At 63.1% G+C, this 19288-nt stretch carries 14 protein-coding genes and 1 pseudogene; 6 read left to right on the top strand and 9 right to left on the bottom strand.

All coding sequences use genetic code 11. The annotated features are described in order from the left end of the window. Window positions 1–181 precede the first annotated feature (181 nt). Together ACWGTO_RS05725 and ACWGTO_RS05730 are read left to right on the top strand one after the other, a co-directional pair. Window positions 182–1348: an acetyl-CoA acetyltransferase gene (locus ACWGTO_RS05725; RefSeq protein WP_454573883.1), complete on the top strand. Its 1167-nt coding sequence runs from the start codon at window positions 182–184 to the stop codon at window positions 1346–1348. Between the two features lie 26 nt (window positions 1349–1374). Next, window positions 1375–2379, top strand: coding sequence for an asparaginase (locus ACWGTO_RS05730; protein ID WP_454573884.1), 1005 nt, complete (start codon window positions 1375–1377; stop codon window positions 2377–2379). Here the strand turns inward: ACWGTO_RS05730 and ACWGTO_RS05735 are convergent. Continuing rightward, window positions 2372–3727 carry a TIGR03808 family TAT-translocated repetitive protein gene (locus ACWGTO_RS05735; RefSeq protein ID WP_454573885.1) on the bottom strand — a complete coding sequence of 452 codons (1356 nt, stop codon included), beginning with the start codon at window positions 3725–3727 and terminating at the stop codon, window positions 2372–2374. The two genes, ACWGTO_RS05730 and ACWGTO_RS05735, sit on opposite strands and share 8 nt — an antisense overlap. 138 nt (window positions 3728–3865) lie before the next feature. Here ACWGTO_RS05735 and greA point away from each other — a divergent pair, with 138 nt between their 5' ends. Then, window positions 3866–4339: a transcription elongation factor GreA gene (gene greA, locus ACWGTO_RS05740; protein WP_454573886.1), complete on the top strand. Its 474-nt coding sequence runs from the start codon at window positions 3866–3868 to the stop codon at window positions 4337–4339. 16 nt (window positions 4340–4355) lie between these two features. Here the strand turns inward: greA and ACWGTO_RS05745 are convergent, their stop codons facing one another. The 3 genes from ACWGTO_RS05745 to ACWGTO_RS05755 are packed head-to-tail and all read right to left on the bottom strand — an operon-like array spanning window position 4356 to window position 8204. Continuing rightward, on the bottom strand, window positions 4356–4598 hold the full coding sequence (locus ACWGTO_RS05745) for an AbrB/MazE/SpoVT family DNA-binding domain-containing protein (protein WP_454573887.1): 243 nt from the start codon (window positions 4596–4598) through the stop codon (window positions 4356–4358). A gap of 46 nt (window positions 4599–4644) precedes the next feature. Continuing rightward, complete coding sequence (scpA, locus tag ACWGTO_RS05750; protein WP_454573888.1) at window positions 4645–6765, bottom strand: methylmalonyl-CoA mutase; 2121 nt, start codon at window positions 6763–6765, stop codon at window positions 4645–4647. After that, the gene (locus ACWGTO_RS05755; protein ID WP_454573889.1) at window positions 6762–8204 is read right to left on the bottom strand and encodes a methylmalonyl-CoA mutase subunit beta; all 1443 of its coding nucleotides are present in this window, start codon (window positions 8202–8204) and stop codon (window positions 6762–6764) included. Before ACWGTO_RS05755 ends, scpA begins: the two co-directional genes overlap by 4 nt. Before the next feature lie 332 nt (window positions 8205–8536). Here ACWGTO_RS05755 and ACWGTO_RS05760 point away from each other — a divergent pair, with 332 nt between their 5' ends. Further along, window positions 8537–10081, top strand: a complete 1545-nt coding sequence (locus ACWGTO_RS05760) for a helicase HerA-like C-terminal domain-containing protein (RefSeq protein WP_454573890.1) — start codon at window positions 8537–8539, stop codon at window positions 10079–10081. Between the two features lie 374 nt (window positions 10082–10455). Here the strand turns inward: ACWGTO_RS05760 and fabF are convergent, their stop codons facing one another. From fabF to ACWGTO_RS05780, 4 genes and pseudogenes are all read right to left on the bottom strand, one after another. Then, window positions 10456–11763 (bottom strand): beta-ketoacyl-ACP synthase II, encoded by a 1308-nt coding sequence (fabF, locus tag ACWGTO_RS05765; protein ID WP_454573891.1) that lies wholly within the window; start codon window positions 11761–11763, stop codon window positions 10456–10458. Between the two features lie 45 nt (window positions 11764–11808). After that, window positions 11809–12387, bottom strand: coding sequence for a TetR/AcrR family transcriptional regulator (locus tag ACWGTO_RS05770; RefSeq protein WP_454573892.1), 579 nt, complete (start codon window positions 12385–12387; stop codon window positions 11809–11811). 194 nt (window positions 12388–12581) lie between these two features. Further along, a pseudogene (locus tag ACWGTO_RS05775) lies at window positions 12582–12797 on the bottom strand (hypothetical protein); the annotation flags it as partial. Between the two features lie 187 nt (window positions 12798–12984). Then, entirely contained in the window at window positions 12985–13932 is a 948-nt protein-coding gene (locus ACWGTO_RS05780) for a LysR family transcriptional regulator (protein WP_454573893.1), read from the bottom strand. Between the two features lie 194 nt (window positions 13933–14126). Between ACWGTO_RS05780 and ACWGTO_RS05785 the strand changes: the two genes are divergently transcribed. Both ACWGTO_RS05785 and ACWGTO_RS05790 read left to right on the top strand, forming a co-directional pair. After that, window positions 14127–15824, top strand: coding sequence for a GMC family oxidoreductase (locus ACWGTO_RS05785; protein WP_454573894.1), 1698 nt, complete (start codon window positions 14127–14129; stop codon window positions 15822–15824). Between the two features lie 24 nt (window positions 15825–15848). Next, complete coding sequence (locus tag ACWGTO_RS05790; RefSeq protein ID WP_454573895.1) at window positions 15849–18362, top strand: CoA transferase; 2514 nt, start codon at window positions 15849–15851, stop codon at window positions 18360–18362. Window positions 18363–18424: 62 nt separating this feature from the next. Here the strand turns inward: ACWGTO_RS05790 and ACWGTO_RS05795 are convergent, their stop codons facing one another. Then, window positions 18425–19234, bottom strand: coding sequence for a L,D-transpeptidase (locus ACWGTO_RS05795; RefSeq protein ID WP_454573896.1), 810 nt, complete (start codon window positions 19232–19234; stop codon window positions 18425–18427). Between the last annotated feature and the right edge of the window lie 54 nt (window positions 19235–19288).

Raw genomic sequence — 19288 nt, forward strand, 5'->3', positions numbered from 1 at the left:
CCGCAGATTATTTTTTATTGATCCGCCAATCAACAAAAAATCGACTCGATTGCAGCCTGCACCAAGCGATTGTCAGCTTGCGGCCCTTTTCGACGTGGGAGGGATTGTTTATATTTGAACAATAAAGGCGAAGTGCGCCATATGAGCCCATGTTAGGCTGGCGCCAAGGATGGAGACCGCCATGACCGCATGCATCGTTGGCTGGGCGCATTCGCGCTTCGGCAAGCTCGAAGGCGAGACGCTGGAAGGGCTGATCACCAAGGTCGCGGTCGACGCGCTGGACCATGCCGGCATCGGCCCGGATGAGGTCGACGAGATCGTGCTCGGCCACTTCAACGCCGGCTTTTCCCCGCAGGATTTCACCGCTAGCCTGGTGCTGCAGGCCGACGACCGGCTGCGCTTCAAGCCGGCGACCAGGGTCGAGAATGCCTGCGCCACCGGCTCCGCCGCGGTCCGCCAAGGCATCCGCGCCATCGATGCCAATGCAGCGCGCATCGTGCTGGTGGTCGGCGCCGAGCAGATGACGACGACGCCCGGCCCCGAGATCGGCAAGAACCTGCTCAAGGCGTCCTACCTGCCGGAGGAGGGCGACACCCCGGCTGGCTTTGCCGGCGTCTTCGGCAAGATCGCGCAGGCCTATTTCCAGCGCTATGGCGACCAGTCGGATGCGTTGGCCATGATTGCCGCCAAGAACCACAAGAACGGCGTCGACAATCCCTATGCGCAGATGCGCAAGGATTTCGGCTATGAGTTCTGCCGCCAGGAAAGCGAGAAGAACCCCTTCGTCGCCGGTCCGCTCAAGCGCACCGACTGCTCGCTGGTCTCCGATGGTGCCGCTGCCCTCGTGCTGGCCGACACGTCGACGGCGCTGAAGATGCGCCGCGCCGTCGCCTTCCGCGCCAACGAGCATGTTCAGGATTTCCTGCCGATGTCGAAGCGCGACATTCTGTCGTTCGAAGGCTGCGAGCAGGCCTGGAACCAGGCGCTGAAAAAGGCCGGCGTGACGCTCGACGATCTCTCTTTCATCGAGACGCATGACTGTTTCACCATCGCCGAACTGATCGAATATGAGGCGATGGGCCTGGCCAAGCCCGGCGAAGGCGCAAAACTGGCGCTGGACGGCACGACCGCCAAGGACGGCCGGCTGCCGGTCAATCCATCTGGTGGGCTGAAGGCCAAGGGCCACCCGATCGGCGCCACCGGCGTGTCGATGCATGTGCTGTCCGCCATGCAATTGACCGGCGAGGCCGGCGGCATCCAGGTGCCCGGCGCCAAGCTCGGCGGCATCTTCAACATGGGCGGCGCTGCCGTCGCCAACTACGTTTCCATTCTCGATCGGATCAGATAAACCGCCCTGCATTTGCGGGAGGTGACATGTCGAATCCGGTTCTGGTCGAAGTCTTGCGCGGCGCGATCGTCGAGAGCGCCCATCGCGGCGCTGTGGCTGTCTTCGATGGCGACGGCAAGCCTGTCCTGGAGATCGGCGATACGGCGCGCCCGGTGTTTCCGCGCTCCGCGGTCAAGGCGATCCAGGCACTGCCTTTGGTCGAAACGGGTGCTGCCGATGCGTACGGCTTCGGCGACCGCGAACTGGCGCTGGCCTGTGCCTCGCATTCGGGCGAGCCCTCGCATGTCGAACTGGCGCAGGCGATGCTGGCCAAGGCCGGCCTCGACAAATCTGCACTGGAATGCGGCGCGCACTGGCCTTCCAGCCATGGTGCGGAGATTGCACTGGCGCGCGCAGGCGGCTCGCCAAATGCGCTGCACAACAATTGTTCCGGCAAGCATTCCGGCTTTCTCTGCACCTGTGTGCACTCGGGGATTGCCCATCAGGGCTACGTCAAGGCCGGCCACCCCTTTCAGGAGATGGTACGAGACGCCATGCAGGCGGTGACCGGCGCTGCCCACGATGCCAATGACCGGGCCATCGATGGCTGCTCGATCCCGACCTACGCCGTTCCGTTGAAAAGCTTCGCGCTGGGCTTTGCCCGCATGGCGACGGGCAGCGGTTTTGCGCCTCGGCGCGCCAAGGCAGCCAAGCGCCTGCTCACGGCCTGCATGGCCGAACCTTTCCTGGTTGCCGGCACCGGCAAGGCGGACGTCGCGCTGATGCAGGCCGCGCCCGGCCGCATCTTCGTCAAGACCGGCGCCGAGGGCGTCTATTGCGCCGCCGTTCCGGAGCTTGGCCTCGGCATTGCGTTGAAATGCGATGATGGCGCCGGCCGCGCCGCCGAGGTCATGATCGCAGCGGTGCTGGCAAAACTTCTCAGCACCGACGAGGCGCTGGCGGCAAATCTGCTGGAGCAGACCAATCCAGCAATCGAAAGCCGCATCGGCGCCAAAGTCGGCTCGCTACGCCCGACTGCGGCGCTTAGCTGACGCGGTTTCGCTCGACCGTCAGATGCACATTGCCGGTATCGCTTGTCCGGGCGAGGTCGCCGGTCGCCGGTTCGGCCCAGCGCTGACCGATGATGGCGCCGTTCCTGGCACCGTCGATAACATTATCGGAAATGATGGCATTTCCCGCGCCCTCAACGACCGTCACGGCAATACCGGTCCCAGCCTTGCGGATGATGTTTCCCGTCGCAACCACATTGCGCAGGTAGGCGCCCCAGCCGATCTGCATGCCGTAGAGCGGCGCGTTCTCGATGACGTTGCCCGAGACGGTGGTGTCGGCCTCGACGCTGATACCGACGCCGAAGCCCGGCGCATCGGCGGGGTAGGGGCCCGTGGTCGAGAGATTGCGCACGATGTTGTTCGAGCACACGCCCATGCGGCCGCCCTCGTTGAAATTGACGATCGAAATGCCGTTGGCCGCACCATCGACGATGTTGTTGCCGATGATGGCGCCTTCGAAGGAGAATTCGGAATAGAGCGCGGTTTCGCCTGAGCGCGAGCAGGTGTTGCCGGTCACCTGCAGATTGCTGGAGCTGTTGGCGCGGATCGCCGAAAAGGCGCAGTCGGAGACGATGTTGCCGGTAATGGAGACATTGCCGGCGCGGAAGGCGTTGATGCCGTTGCCGTTCTGGCCCGTGCCGCCGCTGCGCGCACCGATCCGCTGGACACGGTTGCCGCTGACGACGGTGCCGTCTTCGGCCTGCTGCCAGCGATGCACGAGGATTCCGCCATTGCCGCAGTCGGACACGGTATTGTCCGATATCGCCAGACCGGCCGCCTCGACGGAATAAATGCCGGCGTCAGCTGCCCCCCTTACTTCGGAACGCTCGACGCGGCCCGCCGCATGCTCGAGCGCCACGCCGTGCTTGCTGCTGCCTGTAATCTGGCAATTGTCGATGACGAGATGAGCGACGCGACGCAGATCGACCAGACCCTGCGCGTCATCGGCCAGCCAGTTGTTGGCACCGTCGAAGACCAGCCCGGTGAGTTCGATATGCTCTGCCTGTTCGGCCGTCAGCATATGGCCGTTGCCGCCATAAAGAATGCGCGAGGCGCCAGGCACGCCGGAGAGCCTGACACGGGCGGGCAAGGTCAGGTTGGATACCACATAGTTTCCGGGCGGCAGGAACACTGGCATGTTGCGCTCGCTGGCCTCGGCAAGCATCCTGGTAAAGGGCTTGCTCTGGTCGTCCGCTGCGTCCGGCTGCACGCCAAGCTCCGTGGCGTCGATCGAGCCACGCGTTGCCGTCTTTGCCGAGGCCTTGCCCAGCGAAAGACCGAGCACGGCAAAGCCAGCCGTTCCCTTCAGCAGCGCTCGTCTGTTCAACATCGGCACATCCCTTGCGATCGCCCGGCTAACCGCAGGAATCATGCCAGCCGCAGAGGTGTTCGCCCGGCCATAGTCCGGCCAATGACCGGGCTCGGCAAGTGGCTTGTACAGTCGCCGAAGCGGGCCTAAGCTTATCCGATGAGCCGAGCTTTTACCCGCGAGGAAGACAGCGAAAACGCCATTGCCGGCATTGGCGAGCGGCCGATCAGCCCGCACCGCAATCTGGTCACGGAGCGCGGGCTGGCGCAGATTGAGGAAAATCTTGCCGATCTGCGCGACATACTGGCCAAAGCCGAGCGAAAAGCCGATCGCGAGCGTATTGCCGTCGTCTCGCGCGACCTGCGCTACTGGACCGCGCGCCGCGAAAGTGCCGAGCTTTCCGTGCCCGAACCGGGCAGCGACCAGGTGCGTTTCGGCATGGGCGTCACGCTGGAAAGCGATGACGGCAAGAAGGTGCACTGGAAGATCGTCGGCGAGGATGAAGCCGATCCGTCAAAGGGCAGCATTTCCCACGTCTCGCCAATGGCGGTGGCGCTGTTCGGCAAGAAGGTCGGCGACGTGGCAAGCGTCAACGGCAAGGAATGGGAAATCGTCAAGCTGTCGGACAACTGATGCCGGCCGTCAGGAGCTACACTGCCAGCTTTTGCAGTTCAGCCTCGTATTCATCTATGGTGGCGCTGGCGGTACGCATCTGCCGTTCCACATCGGTACTTTCCACCGGCGTCAGAACAATGCCGCTACCGGTTTCGATGATCTCGAGTTGATCGCCCAATTGCAGTTTCAGGCCGTCGAGAATTTCTCGCCGCAAGATCAACGCGCCTGATCCGTCATGGAGCCTGTGGATAGCAGTTTTCACGGCTTTTGATTGCATTCGCCACTGTACCACAACTTTGCGTGGCAGAAAAGCGGTCTTTGGTTCAACCCGCCAGCAAACGATCCAGCAACCGCTCCGCCGCATCCGGGATAACCGTGCCCGGCGGAAATATCTCTGCAGCACCCGCTTCCAGCACCGCGTCGTAATCCTGCGGCGGGATGACGCCGCCGGCGACGATCAGTATGTCGGCGTGGCCGAGTTTCTTCAGCGTATCGCGCAGTTCAGGGATCAGCGTCAAGTGGCCCGCCGCCAGCGACGAAGCGCCGATGATATGGACGTCCTGCGCGACCGCCAGCTTGGCGATCTCTTCCGGCGTCTGGAACATTGCGCCGACGGTGACGTCGAAACCGAGATCGGCGAAGGCTGTGGCGATGACCTTCTGGCCGCGGTCGTGGCCGTCCTGTCCCATCTTGGCGACCAAGATGCGCGGCTTGCCGCCGGACTTCTTCTCGAAGGCTTCGAGCTTCTCCAGCAGCCTGTCGACCGTCAGATTGTCGCCAAGCGCGTTACGATAGACGCCGGAGATCGTCTGCACCGAGGCGACGTGACGGCCAAAGACCTTTTCCAGCGCCAGCGAGATCTCGCCAACCGTGGCGTTGGCGCGCGCGGCGCGGATGGCGAATTCCAGCAGGTTTTCGTTACCCTGCGCGGCGCGGGTCAGCGCATCGAGCGCGCTCTCGGCCGCGCCGACATTGCGCGTGCCTTTGAGGTTTTGCAGCTTCGACAATTGCCGGGCCTTGACCTCGGCATTGTCGATCTTAAGCACGTCGACCTTGATGTCGTTGTCGGGGCGGTGCGCGTTGACGCCGACCAGCATCTGTTCGCCGGAATCGATGCGCGCCTGCGTGCGCGCCGCCGCCTCTTCGATGCGCAGTTTCGGGATGCCCTGCTCGGTCGCCGCCGCCATGCCGCCGAGGGCCTCGACCTCTTCGATGTGAGCAAGCGCGCGCGCCGCAAGATCATGCGTCAGCCGCTCCAGATAGGCCGAGCCGCCCCATGGATCGATGATGCGGGTGGTGCCTGATTCCTTTTGCAGGATCAGCTGCGTGTTTCGGGCGACGCGGGCGGAATGGTCGGTCGGCAGCGCCATCGCCTCGTCGAAGGAATTGGTATGCAGCGACTGCGTATGTCCCTGCGTCGCCGCCATCGCCTCGATCATTGTGCGGGTGATGTTGTTGTAGGGGTCCTGCGCCGTCAGCGACCAGCCGGAGGTCTGGCAATGGGTGCGCAGCGACAGCGAGCGTTCGTCCTTCGGCGCAAAATTCTTCTGCATCAGGGTCGCCCACAACAGGCGCGCGGCGCGGAGCTTGGCGACCTCCATGAAGAAGTTCATGCCGATCGCCCAGAAGAAGGAAAGCCGCGGTGCAAACCGGTCGATATCGAGCCCGGCGGCGACGCCGGCGCGGGCATATTCGATGCCGTCGGCTATGGTGTAGGCGAGTTCCAGGTCCGCCGTCGCACCTGCCTCCTGCATGTGATAGCCGGAGATCGAGATCGAATTGAACTTCGGCATGTGCTGGGAGGTGTAGGAGAAGATGTCCGACACGATCCGCATCGAAGGTTTCGGCGGATAGATGTAGGTGTTGCGGACCATGAACTCCTTCAGGATATCGTTCTGGATGGTGCCGGCGAGATCCTTCTGCGCAACGCCCTGTTCTTCCGCCGCCACGATGTAGAGCGCCATGATCGGCAGCACGGCGCCGTTCATGGTCATCGACACCGTCATTTCGCCGAGCGGGATGCCGTCGAACAATTGCCGCATGTCGAGGATGGAATCGATGGCCACGCCCGCCATGCCGACATCGCCTGATACGCGCGGGTGGTCGCTGTCATAGCCGCGATGGGTGGGCAGATCGAAGGCGACCGACAGGCCCTTCTGGCCGGCGGCGAGATTGCGGCGGTAGAAGGCGTTGGATTCCTCCGCCGTCGAGAAGCCGGCATATTGCCGGATGGTCCAGGGCTGCTGGACATACATTGTGGGGTAAGGCCCGCGCACGAAGGGCGGCATGCCGGGATAGGTGTCGAGATGGGTGAGCCCCTTGAGGTCGCCCTGCGTGTAGAGATGCTTGACGGCAATGCCTTCCGGTGTCAGCCGCTGGCCCTTGACCTCGACGGGCGCGCGCCGTGGCGCCGACCAGCCGATCTCTGAGAAATCCGGGATCACGGTGCGGCTCCGATTGACTGGTCGATGCGAACCGGAAACAGGGCTTCGCAAACCGCCACGCCCTCGGTGAAGGGAGGCCGCCGCTCGGCCGCCAGCGTCTCGACCGGGACCTCGCTTTTCGCAGGGTAAAGCGTGGTGCCGATGATTGCCCGCTCACCCGACCGGTAGGCCTCGGCGCGGCGCTCGGATGCCGCCTTGACGCGCTTCTGGATATGGCCTTGCTGCAGGCTCACCAGGACGCCGCCTTCCGCCTCGATCCTCTGGAATTCTTCCCACGCCGCTTCGCAAAGGCCCAGCGTCAGCGCCTCGACCGCGCCCGAGCCATAGGCGGGGTCGGCGACGTGGTCGATATGGCTTTCATTGGCCATGATCAGCTGTGCGTTGCGGGCGACACGGCGGGCAAACGGTGCCGGCAGGCCATGAGCGATCGTATGCGGCAGGATGGAGATCGAATCGGCGCCGCCGGCGGCCGCGGCAAAGCCTGCGATCGCAGTGCGTAGAATATTAGTCTCGGGGTCGGCTGCCGTCATCATGCGGAACGACGTCTCGGCATGGATGTTGGCGGTGGAGGCAGGGATCGAGCACGTCTCCTGGATTCGCGCCCACAGCCTGCGCAAGGCCCTGAGCTTGGCCGTCGACAGAAACTGGTCCTGGTCGACGCTCAGCGCAAAGCCGATATGCGGCGCGGCATAGACAAGCGGCTGGCGCGCGTCCTCGAACATCCTGAGATAGGAGACCGCGGAGGCAAGCATGGTGCCGAGTTCCTGCGCCTCGGTGGCGCCGGCATTGTGGAACACTCGCCCGTCGGCCTCGAGCAGCACGCCTGGCACGCCCAGCGAAAAGAAATGCGCCAGCGATTGCGGCATCGATGCCTGCAACGCCTCGATCGACATCCGCAGCCGGCCGGTTCCCGCAAAGATCGCCGCCGGATCGATGCCGAAGGAGAGATTGAGCTTCGTGGGGTCGGAGCGGCGCTTGCTCAGGAACGCCACCAGCCAGTCGGCGACGGCGCGGCTCCAGGGATGGGCGTCGATGCGGATCTGCGTGCGGTTGAGCGGTATGCCGTCCAGCACCGTCTCCAGCGCCTGCGCGGTCCTCGGCAGGCCATAGCCGAACGCATTCGGGGCGCCTTCGAAGACCAGCGACAATCCCGTTGCGCCTTGCGCAACATCGTCGAGAGCCTGCGCCTTGGCACGGCCGATATCGGGATCATCGACGCGCTGGCTTACGATCCAGGGCGATCTGGGATTGGCGCGAACAAGCGGTTCGGCGCCAGCGGCGCGGTCGTAGAGCGGCTCTATGCGAATGGGGTCGTCGGTATGCGAGACCAGTTTGTCCTCGAAGGAGGCGCCGGCGAGCGCTTTTTCGGCCAAGACCAGCCAACGCTGGCGCTCTGCATCAGCGGGTTCGACACTCCTGGTCAAGGCTCCGGCGCCCATCCATGTTCCTCGCTTTTATGCGGCCGCACCAGCCTCAGCACTCCAGTCTACGGTTCCCCGCCCGATATCGCAATGCAATGCGCCAGCACGAACCCAATTCGGTCCGGCTGACATATGTGTGCCTGCGTGGACGAACCATGAACGATTGCCAAACACCGGCAAAATCCGCAAGCTCCAAAAACCGATTTGGAGGATTGGTCCAATTTGGACAATTGGCCCAATCTTGATGAATGGCCAATCTGGATGAATAGCATTGTCGCTTCGCAACGGCCTCACTATACCGGCGGCAAGGCCATTGGCTTTAACAGCTCAGTTTGCGGAGACACGGACATATGGCTGACGAGACCGGCATTTTCCTCGGCGCCAGCCGCAGGCCCGACGATGGCTATCAGCGCGCCGAGCAGCTCTTGCTGCAATATGGCAACCGCCATGGGCTGATCACCGGCGCCACCGGCACCGGCAAGACGGTCAGCCTGCAGATCCTGGCCGAGGGGTTTTCCAATGCCGGCGTGCCGGTGTTCTGCGCCGATATCAAGGGCGACCTGTCCGGCATCGCCATGATGGGCAAGGCGCAGGATTTCCTGGTCAAACGGGCCGAACAGGTCAAGCTTGATCCTTACGACTTCCAGGAATTCCCGGTCATCTTCTGGGATCTGTTCGGCGAGCAGGGCCACCCGATACGAGCCACCGTCTCGGAAATGGGGCCGCTGCTTCTGTCGCGGCTGATGAACCTCTCCGAAGCGCAGGAAGGCATCATGAACATCGCCTTCCGCATCGCCGACGAGGACGGCCTGCTGCTGCTCGACATGAAGGATCTGCAGGCGCTGCTGGCCAACATCGCCGAGCGCGCCGACGAGATAAGCTCCCGTTATGGCAATGTCACCAAGCCGTCCGTCGGCGCCATCCAGCGCACGCTGCTGGTGCTGGAACAGCAGGGTGCGGCGCATTTCTTCGGCGAGCCGGCTTTGCGCATCGCCGACATCATGCGCACCACCCGCGATGGCCGCGGCGCCATCAGCGTGCTCGCTGCCGACAGACTGATGATGAACCCCAGACTCTACGCCACCTTCCTGCTCTGGCTGATGTCGGAGCTGTTCGAGGAATTGCCCGAGGTCGGCGACCCGGACAGGCCGAAGCTGGTGTTCTTCTTCGACGAGGCGCATCTGCTTTTCGACGAAGCGCCGAAGGTGCTGATCGACCGCGTCGAGCAGGTGGTTCGCTTGATCCGCTCCAAGGGCGTCGGCGTCTATTTCGTCACGCAGAATCCTTTGGATATCCCTGAGAAGGTTCTCGCCCAGCTCGGGAATCGCGTGCAGCACGCGTTGCGCGCCTACACGCCGCGCGAACAGCAGGCGGTGAGGACGGCCGCCGACACCTTCCGGCCCAACCCGGATTTCGATTGCGCCACCGCGATCACCCAACTCGCCACCGGCGAAGCGCTGGTCTCGACGCTGGAGGCCAAGGGCGTGCCGTCCATGGTGCAGCGGACGCTGATCCGGCCGCCGTCGTCCAGGCTTGGCCCGATCACGGCGGACGAGCGCCGCAAGCTGATCGACCAGAGCCCGGTCGCCGGCCAGTACGACCAGACCATCGACCGCGATTCGGCTTTCGAGATGCTGCAGAAGAAAGCCAAGGATGCGCAGGACGAGCAGGCGCAGCAGGCCGATAGCGGCCGCTCGCGCTGGACCATTCCGGGCTTCGACAATGACGGTCCGCCGCCGCCGCAATCGGGCGGTCGCCGTGCACCGGCGCCGAGGCCCTCCAACCGCCAGACGGTCGCCGAGGCCGCGATCAAGGCGGTGGTGCGTTCCGTCGGCTCATCGGTCGGCCGCGCCATCGTGCGCGGGATTCTAGGCAGCCTGTCTAGGGGGCGATAGAAAAGCATTAGCCGGCCAGGCTGATTTGAGGCAGTGGACGTCAAGCCTGCTGCCTGCCCACCATGCCGTGTCGCGGACACCTCGATCGATGAAGCCCACGGCGTTCTGTAGGAGGTGGCAATGAAGGTCCTCGTCGATCGCGTCGTGCTTCTGACCGGCGGCCTTAGGCCGCTCGGGCCGGACCTAGGCGGTGACACCGACGCGAGCCGGCACGCGCGTACTGGTGCTCGACCGCCGATGTAGAGGACGGACCAGGGATTGCCTCGGAACTGGCCGCTGAGACAAGCGGCGACGTTCATCGGCTGGGATCTCAACCGGCTTGCGGAGGCAGAAGCTGCCGTGGTGGCGCTGGCGGCTGGCGCGAGCGCTCCTCCTCAGTCGCGGGCGGGGTAGCCCAAATCCTGCCGGTCAGCATTGTCGGTCCAGCGCCGGAACAACACGCTGGCGTTGACGCCGCCAAAGCCGAAGCCATTGGAGATCGCGTAGTCCATCTCCATTGGCCGGGCGCGGTTTGCGACGAAGTCGATCCCCTCGGCGGCTGGATCGGGGGCGCCCAGATTGAGCGTCGGCGGTGCGACCTGATCCCTGAGCGCTAGAATCGTGAAGATGGCTCCAAGCCCGCCGGCGGCTCCAAGCAGGTGTCCAGTCGCCGACTTCGTTCCGCTGACGGCTATGCCGAAATCCGTCCCGAAGACGCTTCTTATCGCCGCGATTTCTCCGAGGTCGCCGACCGGCGTTGAGGTCGCGTGTGCGTTGAGGTGGCGGACCTCACGCGCCGAAATACCGGCCTGGTCAATCGCGATCTCCATGGCTCGACGCGCACCGTCGCCGTCCTCGGGACCGGACGTGACGTGGTGGGCATCCGCCGTCGTGCCGTAGCCGACCAGCTCGGCCAGCGGTTTGGCGCCGCGCGCAAGCGCATGGCTCAATGCCTCGATGACCAGGATGCCAGCGCCTTCGCCCATGACGAAGCCATCACGCGACATGTCGAACGGGCGGGAGGCCTCGTCGGGACGGTGATTGAACGAAGTCGAAAGAGAGCGTGCCGCGGCAAACCCACCGAGACTGACGATGTTTATGCAGGCTTCCGTTCCGCCGCACACCGCGATGTCGGCCTCGTTGGCGCGGATCAAACGAGCCGCGTCGCCGATCGCCTGAATGCCGGCCGCGCACGCCGTCACCGGCGCGCCGAGCGGACCTTTGAAGCCGTGACGGATCGAAATCTGTCCTGCCGCCAGGTTCACCAGGAAGGATGGCACCGTGAACGGTGAAAGACGTCGAACACCCCGCTGATCGACCGTTCGCACCGCTTCGGTTATGGCCGGGAACCCCCCAATCCCCGAGGCGATGATTGTCGCGGTGCGGCCCCTGTCATCTTCCGAGACAGGCTTCCAGTTCGCCTGGGCAATCGCCTCTTCCGCTGCCGCCAGTGCGAAGAGAATGAAGCGGTCGACCTTGCGCTGATCCTTCGGCGCCAGGACGGCATTCGGATCGAAGCCGGCTTCGGGATCCTGTTCCCGGGAAGGAACCGTGCCGCCGATCTTCGCCGGCAGGTCTCCGACCACATCGTCGGTCAGCCTTCGGATGCCCGAGCGACCGGCCAGGAGACGCGACCAGGATGCTTCCACATCTGCGGCAAGGGGCGTGACCGCTCCCATGCCGGTAACAACGATCCGTCGCATCTATTCTCCTATCACTTGGGTGCGTCGCGAGCGCTGCGTGCGCTTTCAGGCCGCGACGGCTTCGCGAACTTGATCGGACGCTGCACCAAGAAAGGCCTTCGCGAGATCCGCATCATTGACGGCGCGCGAAAGGACGACCGCACCGACCATTGTCGAGAGAACGGCCATGGCCTTACCGCCGGTCTCCTCGCCGCCGGCTTTGCCAACCCATGAGCCTAGCATCCCGAGATATTCCCGGATGCCGGCCTCGAATGACGCCTTCACATCGGCACCTTGCCTGGCAGCATCCGAGCCAAGCGCAACCACCGGGCAGCCGTCCCTCTTTTCGTCGCGATGCCCGGTACTGAGATAGAAATCGATCACGGCGCCAAGCGGATCCTCAGGGCTCGCCGCGACCGCGGCCGACCAGCGGTTCGCGGCGCTTTCCAATGCCCGTCTGGACGCCTGCGCGACCAAGTCGTCCTTGGACGCGAACTGCTTGTAGAACCCCCCTTGGGTCAGCCCGGCGCTCTCCATCAAATCCTTGACGCCGATGCCATCAAATCCGCGCTCCCGAAAAAGCCGGCTTGCCACGTCGATTACGGTTTGCCGGTTTTGCTCAGCCTGACTGCGGGTCACACGCATCATCGGTCTCCTTTTGATTGCGTTCATAATCTATATAAGTTATAGAGTACGAATGCAATCTATTTTCACAAAAGGCGATGGGCATGAAAAAGCGACTTGTTATTGGACTGGGGGGGCATCCTGATCGCGTGTCATCGACACCATCCTGGCCTACCACGCCACCGATCAGACGGCGGCGAGCACGAGCCCGGAGCCGCCATGGCGAAGAAAAAGCGCGAAGCGCCCTGACCGATGTAACTCGTAACGATCTTGGCCTCCGGCTGCTCGCCAAGCCAGTGTTCCAGTTTCTCGACCGTGGCGGTCGTCGTACCGATGCTGGTGCCTTCCGGCAGGCGAACCTCGACCAGCACTTCAGGGCGATCGGATGTCGGGAAGAACTGTTGCTTGAGACCGCTCATGGCCGGAACTGCCGGATCCCGCCTACGCCAACATCGTCGTGCTGACACCGGACGCGGAGGCGCGCGAGCACCTGTGTCTTGCGGCCCCGGGCAGAAGCCGCGGGCCGCCATCCCGCACCTAGAGCGTTTTAGCGATCAGCATAAGAATCACCCAAACGCTATAACTCTTTGTTTTTACGAAATTTCGGACGGAAAATCGCTACGCACTTTTCCTGGAATTGCCGTGATTTTCTCCGCGCCAGATGCGGTCGATCACATCGAAAGCGAGAGAAACATTCGGATCGGATCGCCTTGGGAACAGGCAGGCAAAACCCAGACTTGTCTCCAGTCTGACTTTGTCAGCGATGACCATGCCGTTTGCCTGTCGTTCGTTAAGCGCGATGGATTCGCGGCAAAGGCTGAGCCCAAGGCCGGTGCGAACCATCGCCAGCATTGAGGATTCCTGATCGACGAGAGCGACGATGTTTTGCCTGATGCTGCCCAGTTGCCTTGCCAGCAGCCGGTTGTGGACCGATGCCGGCGGCGTACCGATCCATGGTAGTTCGGCAAGCTCCTTCCAGTCCCGTCCTGCGACCATGCCGGCGAAGGCAGGCGGCGCCACGACGCGATAGGTCAGGCGCGACAATGGCTTTATGAAGAACTGGGCTTCGGCATCGATGGTGGTGGTGCTGGTGCCGAAATCATCGAGGTCGCCGAGAAAAAAGCCGACGTCCAACTCGTTGCGCTTCAGCCGGATGGCAACTTCGCCGCTCATGCCTTGTCGAAGTTCGGTGTCGATGCCTGGGCCACTTTCGCCAAGAGCTTGCAGAAACGCGCCAAGGCGAGTGAACTCAGGGTCGATAATCGTGCCGATCCTGAGTTTGCCGCGCAGTTGTGCGTTGAGATGCCTCGCGGTCTGCCTGAACTCGCCCGCCAGCGCCAACACCTGCTGGCCCTTGGCGGCGAGCAGCGCGCCGTCGCGGGTCAGTTCAAGTCCGCTCGCCGTTCGCTGGAACAATGTCACGCCAAGGTCCAGAGAAAGGCGCTTGAGTTGAAGGCTGATGGCGGGCTGGGTCAGATGCAGCAATTCGGCCGCCCGGGTCACGTTGCCTTCCTGCGCCACGGTGACGAAGGCTGTCAGCAGCCTCAGATCGAGGTGATCAGGCATATAAAAATTCCTTATAATGCTTTCTCGCGTTTATCATTGGATTTGCCACAGGAATAGCCGCTATGTAGGCATTGGAGGATTTTCATGTCTGTAATTGCTGGCCAGAATTATAAGAGATGGCGGGGTTTTGGCCGCGCTGGTCGCGCCACCCGTCACTTCTCTCCGCTCATTGCTCTTCGTGGGAAACGCAAGCCATGAATCCGCAGACGAACCGTCCGGTTGCCGCGGTTTTCGACTATGTTGTCGTCGGCGCCGGCTCCGCAGGCTGCCTGCTTGCCAACCGCCTCAGCAATGATCCCGCCAAGCGGGTCCTGTTGATCGAGGCTGGCCGCAAGGACAATTACCCCTGGATCCACATACCGGTGGGCTACCTCTACTGCATAGGCAACCCGCGTACCGACTGGCTCTACAAAACCGAGGCCGAGGCGGGCCTCAACGGCCGGTCACTGCGTTATCCCCGAGGCAAGACCCTCGGTGGCTGCTCGTCGATCAACGGCATGATCTACATGCGCGGCCAGTCGCGCGACTACGATCATTGGGCGGCCATGACGGCCGACAATGAGTGGTCATGGGAAAACGCGCTGCCGGACTTCAAGGCGCATGAGGATCACCATCGACTCGACGGCGGCGCCGACCCGGTGACCGGCGACAACAGCCGCTTCTCGGACATGCATGGCCATGGCGGCGAGTGGCGCATCGAAAGGCAGCGCCTGAAATGGGATATTCTGGAATCATTCACCGATGCCGCGGTGCAGGCGGGGATCCCTCGCTCTCCCGACTTCAGCAGCAGCAATGACGAAGGTGTCGGCTACTTCGAGGTCAACCAGAAATCCGGCTGGCGCTGGAACACCTCGAAAGCCTTTCTGCGCCCGGTCCGCCATCGCCGCAATCTGGCGGTCTGGACCGAAGCCGAAGTAGACAGGCTGCGCATCGAAACCGCGCCGGATGGGCGCAAACGATGCACGGGGCTGTCTCTCCACAGACGCAACCAACCGCTATCGGTCGAGGCCAGTGGCGAGGTCATCCTGTGCGCCGGTGCCATCGGCTCGCCGCAGATATTGCAACTCTCCGGCATCGGCCCGGCGGCCCATCTGAAGGGTGCCGGCATCGACGTCGAACTCGATCTTCCCGGCGTCGGAGAAAACCTGCAGGACCATCTGCAAATCCGCACCGTCTTCAAGGTCACCAATGCCAGGACGCTCAACACGCTCGCCAACAGCCTCTTCGGCAAGGCGATGATCGGGCTGGAATATGCCGTCAAGCGCAGCGGCCCGATGAGCATGTCGCCGTCGCAGCTCGGCGCGTTCACGCGCTCCGATCCCGGCCAGACGCACCCCAATCTCGAATATCACGTTCAGCCGCTCAGCCTCGATGCTTTCGGCGAACCGCTGCATTCCGTCCCGGCCTTTACCGCCAGTGTCTGCAACCTCAATCCGACCAGTCGCGGCAATGTGCGGGTCCGCTCCGGACGGCGTGGCGAAGCACCTGCCATAGCACCCAATTATTTGAGTACCGAGGAAGACCGCAAGATCGCCGCCGATAGCATCCGGCAGATCAGGTCGGTCGTCGCCCAGCCGGCCCTTGCGAGATACAATCCCGTCGAATGGAAACCCGGCATCGAGTTTCAGAGCGACGAAGATCTGGCCAAACTCGCCGGCGACATCGCAAACACCATTTTCCATCCGGTCGGCACCGCCAGGATGGGCGGCAAGGACGACGCAATGGCTGTCCTCGACAGCCGGCTGCTTGTGCGCGGCATCGAAGGTCTGCGCGTCGTCGATGCCAGCGTGATGCCGACGATCACCAGCGGCAACACCAGCGCCCCGACAATGATGATCGCCGAAAAGGCAGCACGCTGGATCATCGACGACGCGCGACAGCGCGCCCACTGAAGAAAAGCGCCGGAGGATCACAATATGACATCGATCTCTCGTTCGGCTCTGCCGCTATCGGGTATCAGGGTCGTCGATTTTGGGCAGTATATCGCCGGCCCCGCGGTGGCGATGATCCTTGGCGACCTCGGTGCAACTGTGGTGCATGTCGATCCGCCGTCCGGTTCGCTTTGGGACAATCCCGCCAATGCGATCCTCAACCGCAACAAACTGATCGTCACCATCGATCTGAAAACCACAGCCGGCCTGGAACAGGCCAGTGCACTTGTTGCCGAGGCAGACATCGTCATCGAGAATTTTCGGCCCGGCGTGCTGGCCCGGCTCGGCATCGACTTCACAGCACTGCGAAAGGCCCGCCCCGAACTGATCACGGTGTCGATCCCCGGCTTTGCCTCGAACGATCAACTGCGCCGCGACTGGCGCGCCTTCGAGACCGTTATCGCCGCTTCGTCCGGCGTCTTCACCGACATGGGCCTGAACCGGGTGCTGATGGGGATCAATCCATCCTTCTCGCCACTTCCGCTCGCCTCCGCCTATGGCACCATGCTTGCGTCCTCTGCCACGGTTCTGGCTCTGCAAAGCCGGCAACGGACCGGGCATGGCGACCATATCGAGGTGCCGCTCGCCTGCGCGGTGATGGAGGGCCTGTCCTACAACTCCATCAGGATCGAAAACTATCCGCTTCGCTACCAGACGCAGCGCGAACAAGAGATTGAGCGGCGCCGTGGGCAAGGCCTGCCGATGGACATGTCCTACGACGATCTGCAGGAGTTTCTCGACCCTTTCTATCGCAGCTACATGTGCAGCGACGGTCGCATGTTCTACGTCGTGTGCCCGAGCCACAAAAATCACGCCAAACGCTGCCTGCAGACGCTCGGCCTTTACGACGAGCTTGTGGGCGAGGGGCTGCGCGAGGAAGACGACACCTATCTTCCAGTCTCAGAATGGTCGTCGGACGTGTCGCTAGGCGTCTATCCCTTGCCGAAATTCTGGGCCGACAAGATTGCGGCGCGGATGAAGGAGGTTTTCCTGACGCGCCCGGCGGCGGAATGGGAGCGCATCTTCGGCGAGGGATTGTTTCCCGGTGCGCCGCAGCGCTGGCTGCAGGAATGGATCGCCGACGATCATGCCAAGGCGGCTGGCCTGATGATCGAGGTTGAGGATCCGATTCTGGGCCACATGATCCAGCCGGGGCCGATGGTGTGGCTGCAGGAAAGCGGCGAAGCCATGCTGAGCCCGGGGCCGCGGAACTGGGTCACCGTGGCCGAGGCGCTGGCAAAGCTGGCACAAACACCCCGCCCACGCTTCCCCGACCCTATCGCAGATGCCTCCGCTGGCTGGCTCGACGGCATCAGAATCCTCGATCTCTGCAACGTCATTGCCGGTCCGCACTCAGCCGCTTACCTCGCTCGCTTCGGCGCGGAGGTGATCAAGGTCGATCCGGCAAAGCCATTTTATGATTGCTGGAACACCGTGATCTTTGGCATGTCCCACATGCGCGGCAAGAAGTCGGCGCTGCTTGATATTGCAAGCGCGGACGGGCGTGGGGCCTTCGAAAGGCTGGTCAAGTCCGTAGATGTCGTCATCTGGAATGCCACCGACCGTCAGGTCGAAATCATGGGCCTCGATCCCGAAGGGCTAAAAGCACTCAATCCTCAGGCAATCTTCTGCCAGCTCGATTGCTTCAGCGGCGTCCGTGCCGGACCTCGAACCAACTATCTCGGCTACGACGATCTGGTTCAGGCGGCGACCGGCATCATGCTTCGGTTTGGTGGATCGATGCAGACGCCGGAAGAGCATGCCCATGTCGGCACCATCGATGTCATGTGCGGGTTTGGCGCCGCTCTCGGCGTGGCCGCAGCGCTTTACCAGAAATCGACGACCGGTATTGTCGGCCGGCCACGCACGTCGCTGTCGGCGCTGACGGGTCTGGCGCAGATCCCGTTCTGCTACGACTATGATGGTCGCCAACCGTTCGACGAACCCGCTGGCCGCGAGACAAAAGGCTTCGATGTGTTGTCCAGGCTCTATGAAACGGCGTCCGGCGGCTCAATCCTGCTCTGCGCCGACGAAGCCGACCTGCCACGCTTCGACACCGTCGAAGGCCTGCGAGGACTGGCTTCGATACCGAAGCCCGAACGGGAGGGCCATCTGGCCAGCGCGTTTTTAACCGAACCAGCCGAAACCTGGCGGCAGCGCCTGGTCGACGCCGACATTGGTGCATCGCTGTGCGAGAACATCGAGACGATCCGAAGCCGCAGCGCAAGGACGGCGGATGGGAAGCCCGGCATTGAATATGGCAGCTATTCTTTCTCGGTCTTTCCGGGCCACCCAAGCGGTCATATGGTGACGCAGCTTGATCCTTTCGCCGTCCGGCCGGCTCGGGGAAAGGTCTACGCTCCCGCATCCGCCGAGAAGTACGGCGCATCGACGCGCGCCGTACTCGCTTCGGTTGGCTACACCGACGCTGAAATCGACAGAATGCTGAAGTCGGGTGCCGCCAGTATTTCCTGGAGCGGTGCCTATTTGCCGAACTGACAATAGGCACACGCCCAGCTTCGGTTCGCGACGCTCACTCAGAAAAAATCCCGTTTCGCCGCTCAGTTTACCGGGCCAAGCAGGACCGAACCGTCGGGCACGCCGCCGTCGATCGGGATGGCTTGGCGGTTTGCGCTCGCCACCATCGGCTGGCCGATGTCGGACGTTACGACCACCGGGCTCTTCGACGGTACGCGGTCGTAGAGATCGATGATGTCCTGGTTCATCAGACGCACGCAGCCCGACGAGACGGATTTGCCGATCGAGTTCCACTCCGGCGAACCGTGCAGGCGATAGAGCGTGTCGACATTGTCATGGAAGAGATAGAGCGCACGCGCGCCGAGCGGGTTCTTCAGCCCGCCGGGCATGCCGCCATTCTTGGCGCTGTACTGTTCCAGTTCAGGCTGGCGGGCGACCATCTCATCCGGCGGCGTCCATTTCGGCCACTTCTGCTTCCACTGGACGACGGCGTCTCCAGACCATTCGAAGCCGGCGCGGCCGAGGCCGACACCGTAACGGATCGCCTGGCCACCCTCGCGCACCAGATAGAGGAAATGGTTGGTCGTATCGACGATGATGGTGCCCGGCCGCTGTCCGGTCGGGTCGGGAACGATCTGGCGCAGGAACTGCGGGTCCATCTTCTTGATCGGGATGGCCGGCAGTACGAAGCCGCTGTCCGACATCGGGCCGTACATCGTGGCGTAGTCGCCGAGCGGTGGCTCTTCATAGGTCGGCGGCGGCGGTTCGGCCGGCGGCGGCGCCGAGCCGGTGGTGGTGCAGGCGGAGACCGCAATCGAGGCGGCGCCAAGGGCTGCGGCGTTCAGGAAGCCGCGACGGCTCAGGCGATAGGGGTCGATTTCGGTCTTCAACATGGTTGCCTTTTTTAAAGTCTCAGATCGCAAGAAAGCGTGAATGCCTTCAGGCGG

It is taken from the genome of Mesorhizobium sp. PL10 (genome assembly GCF_053714315.1).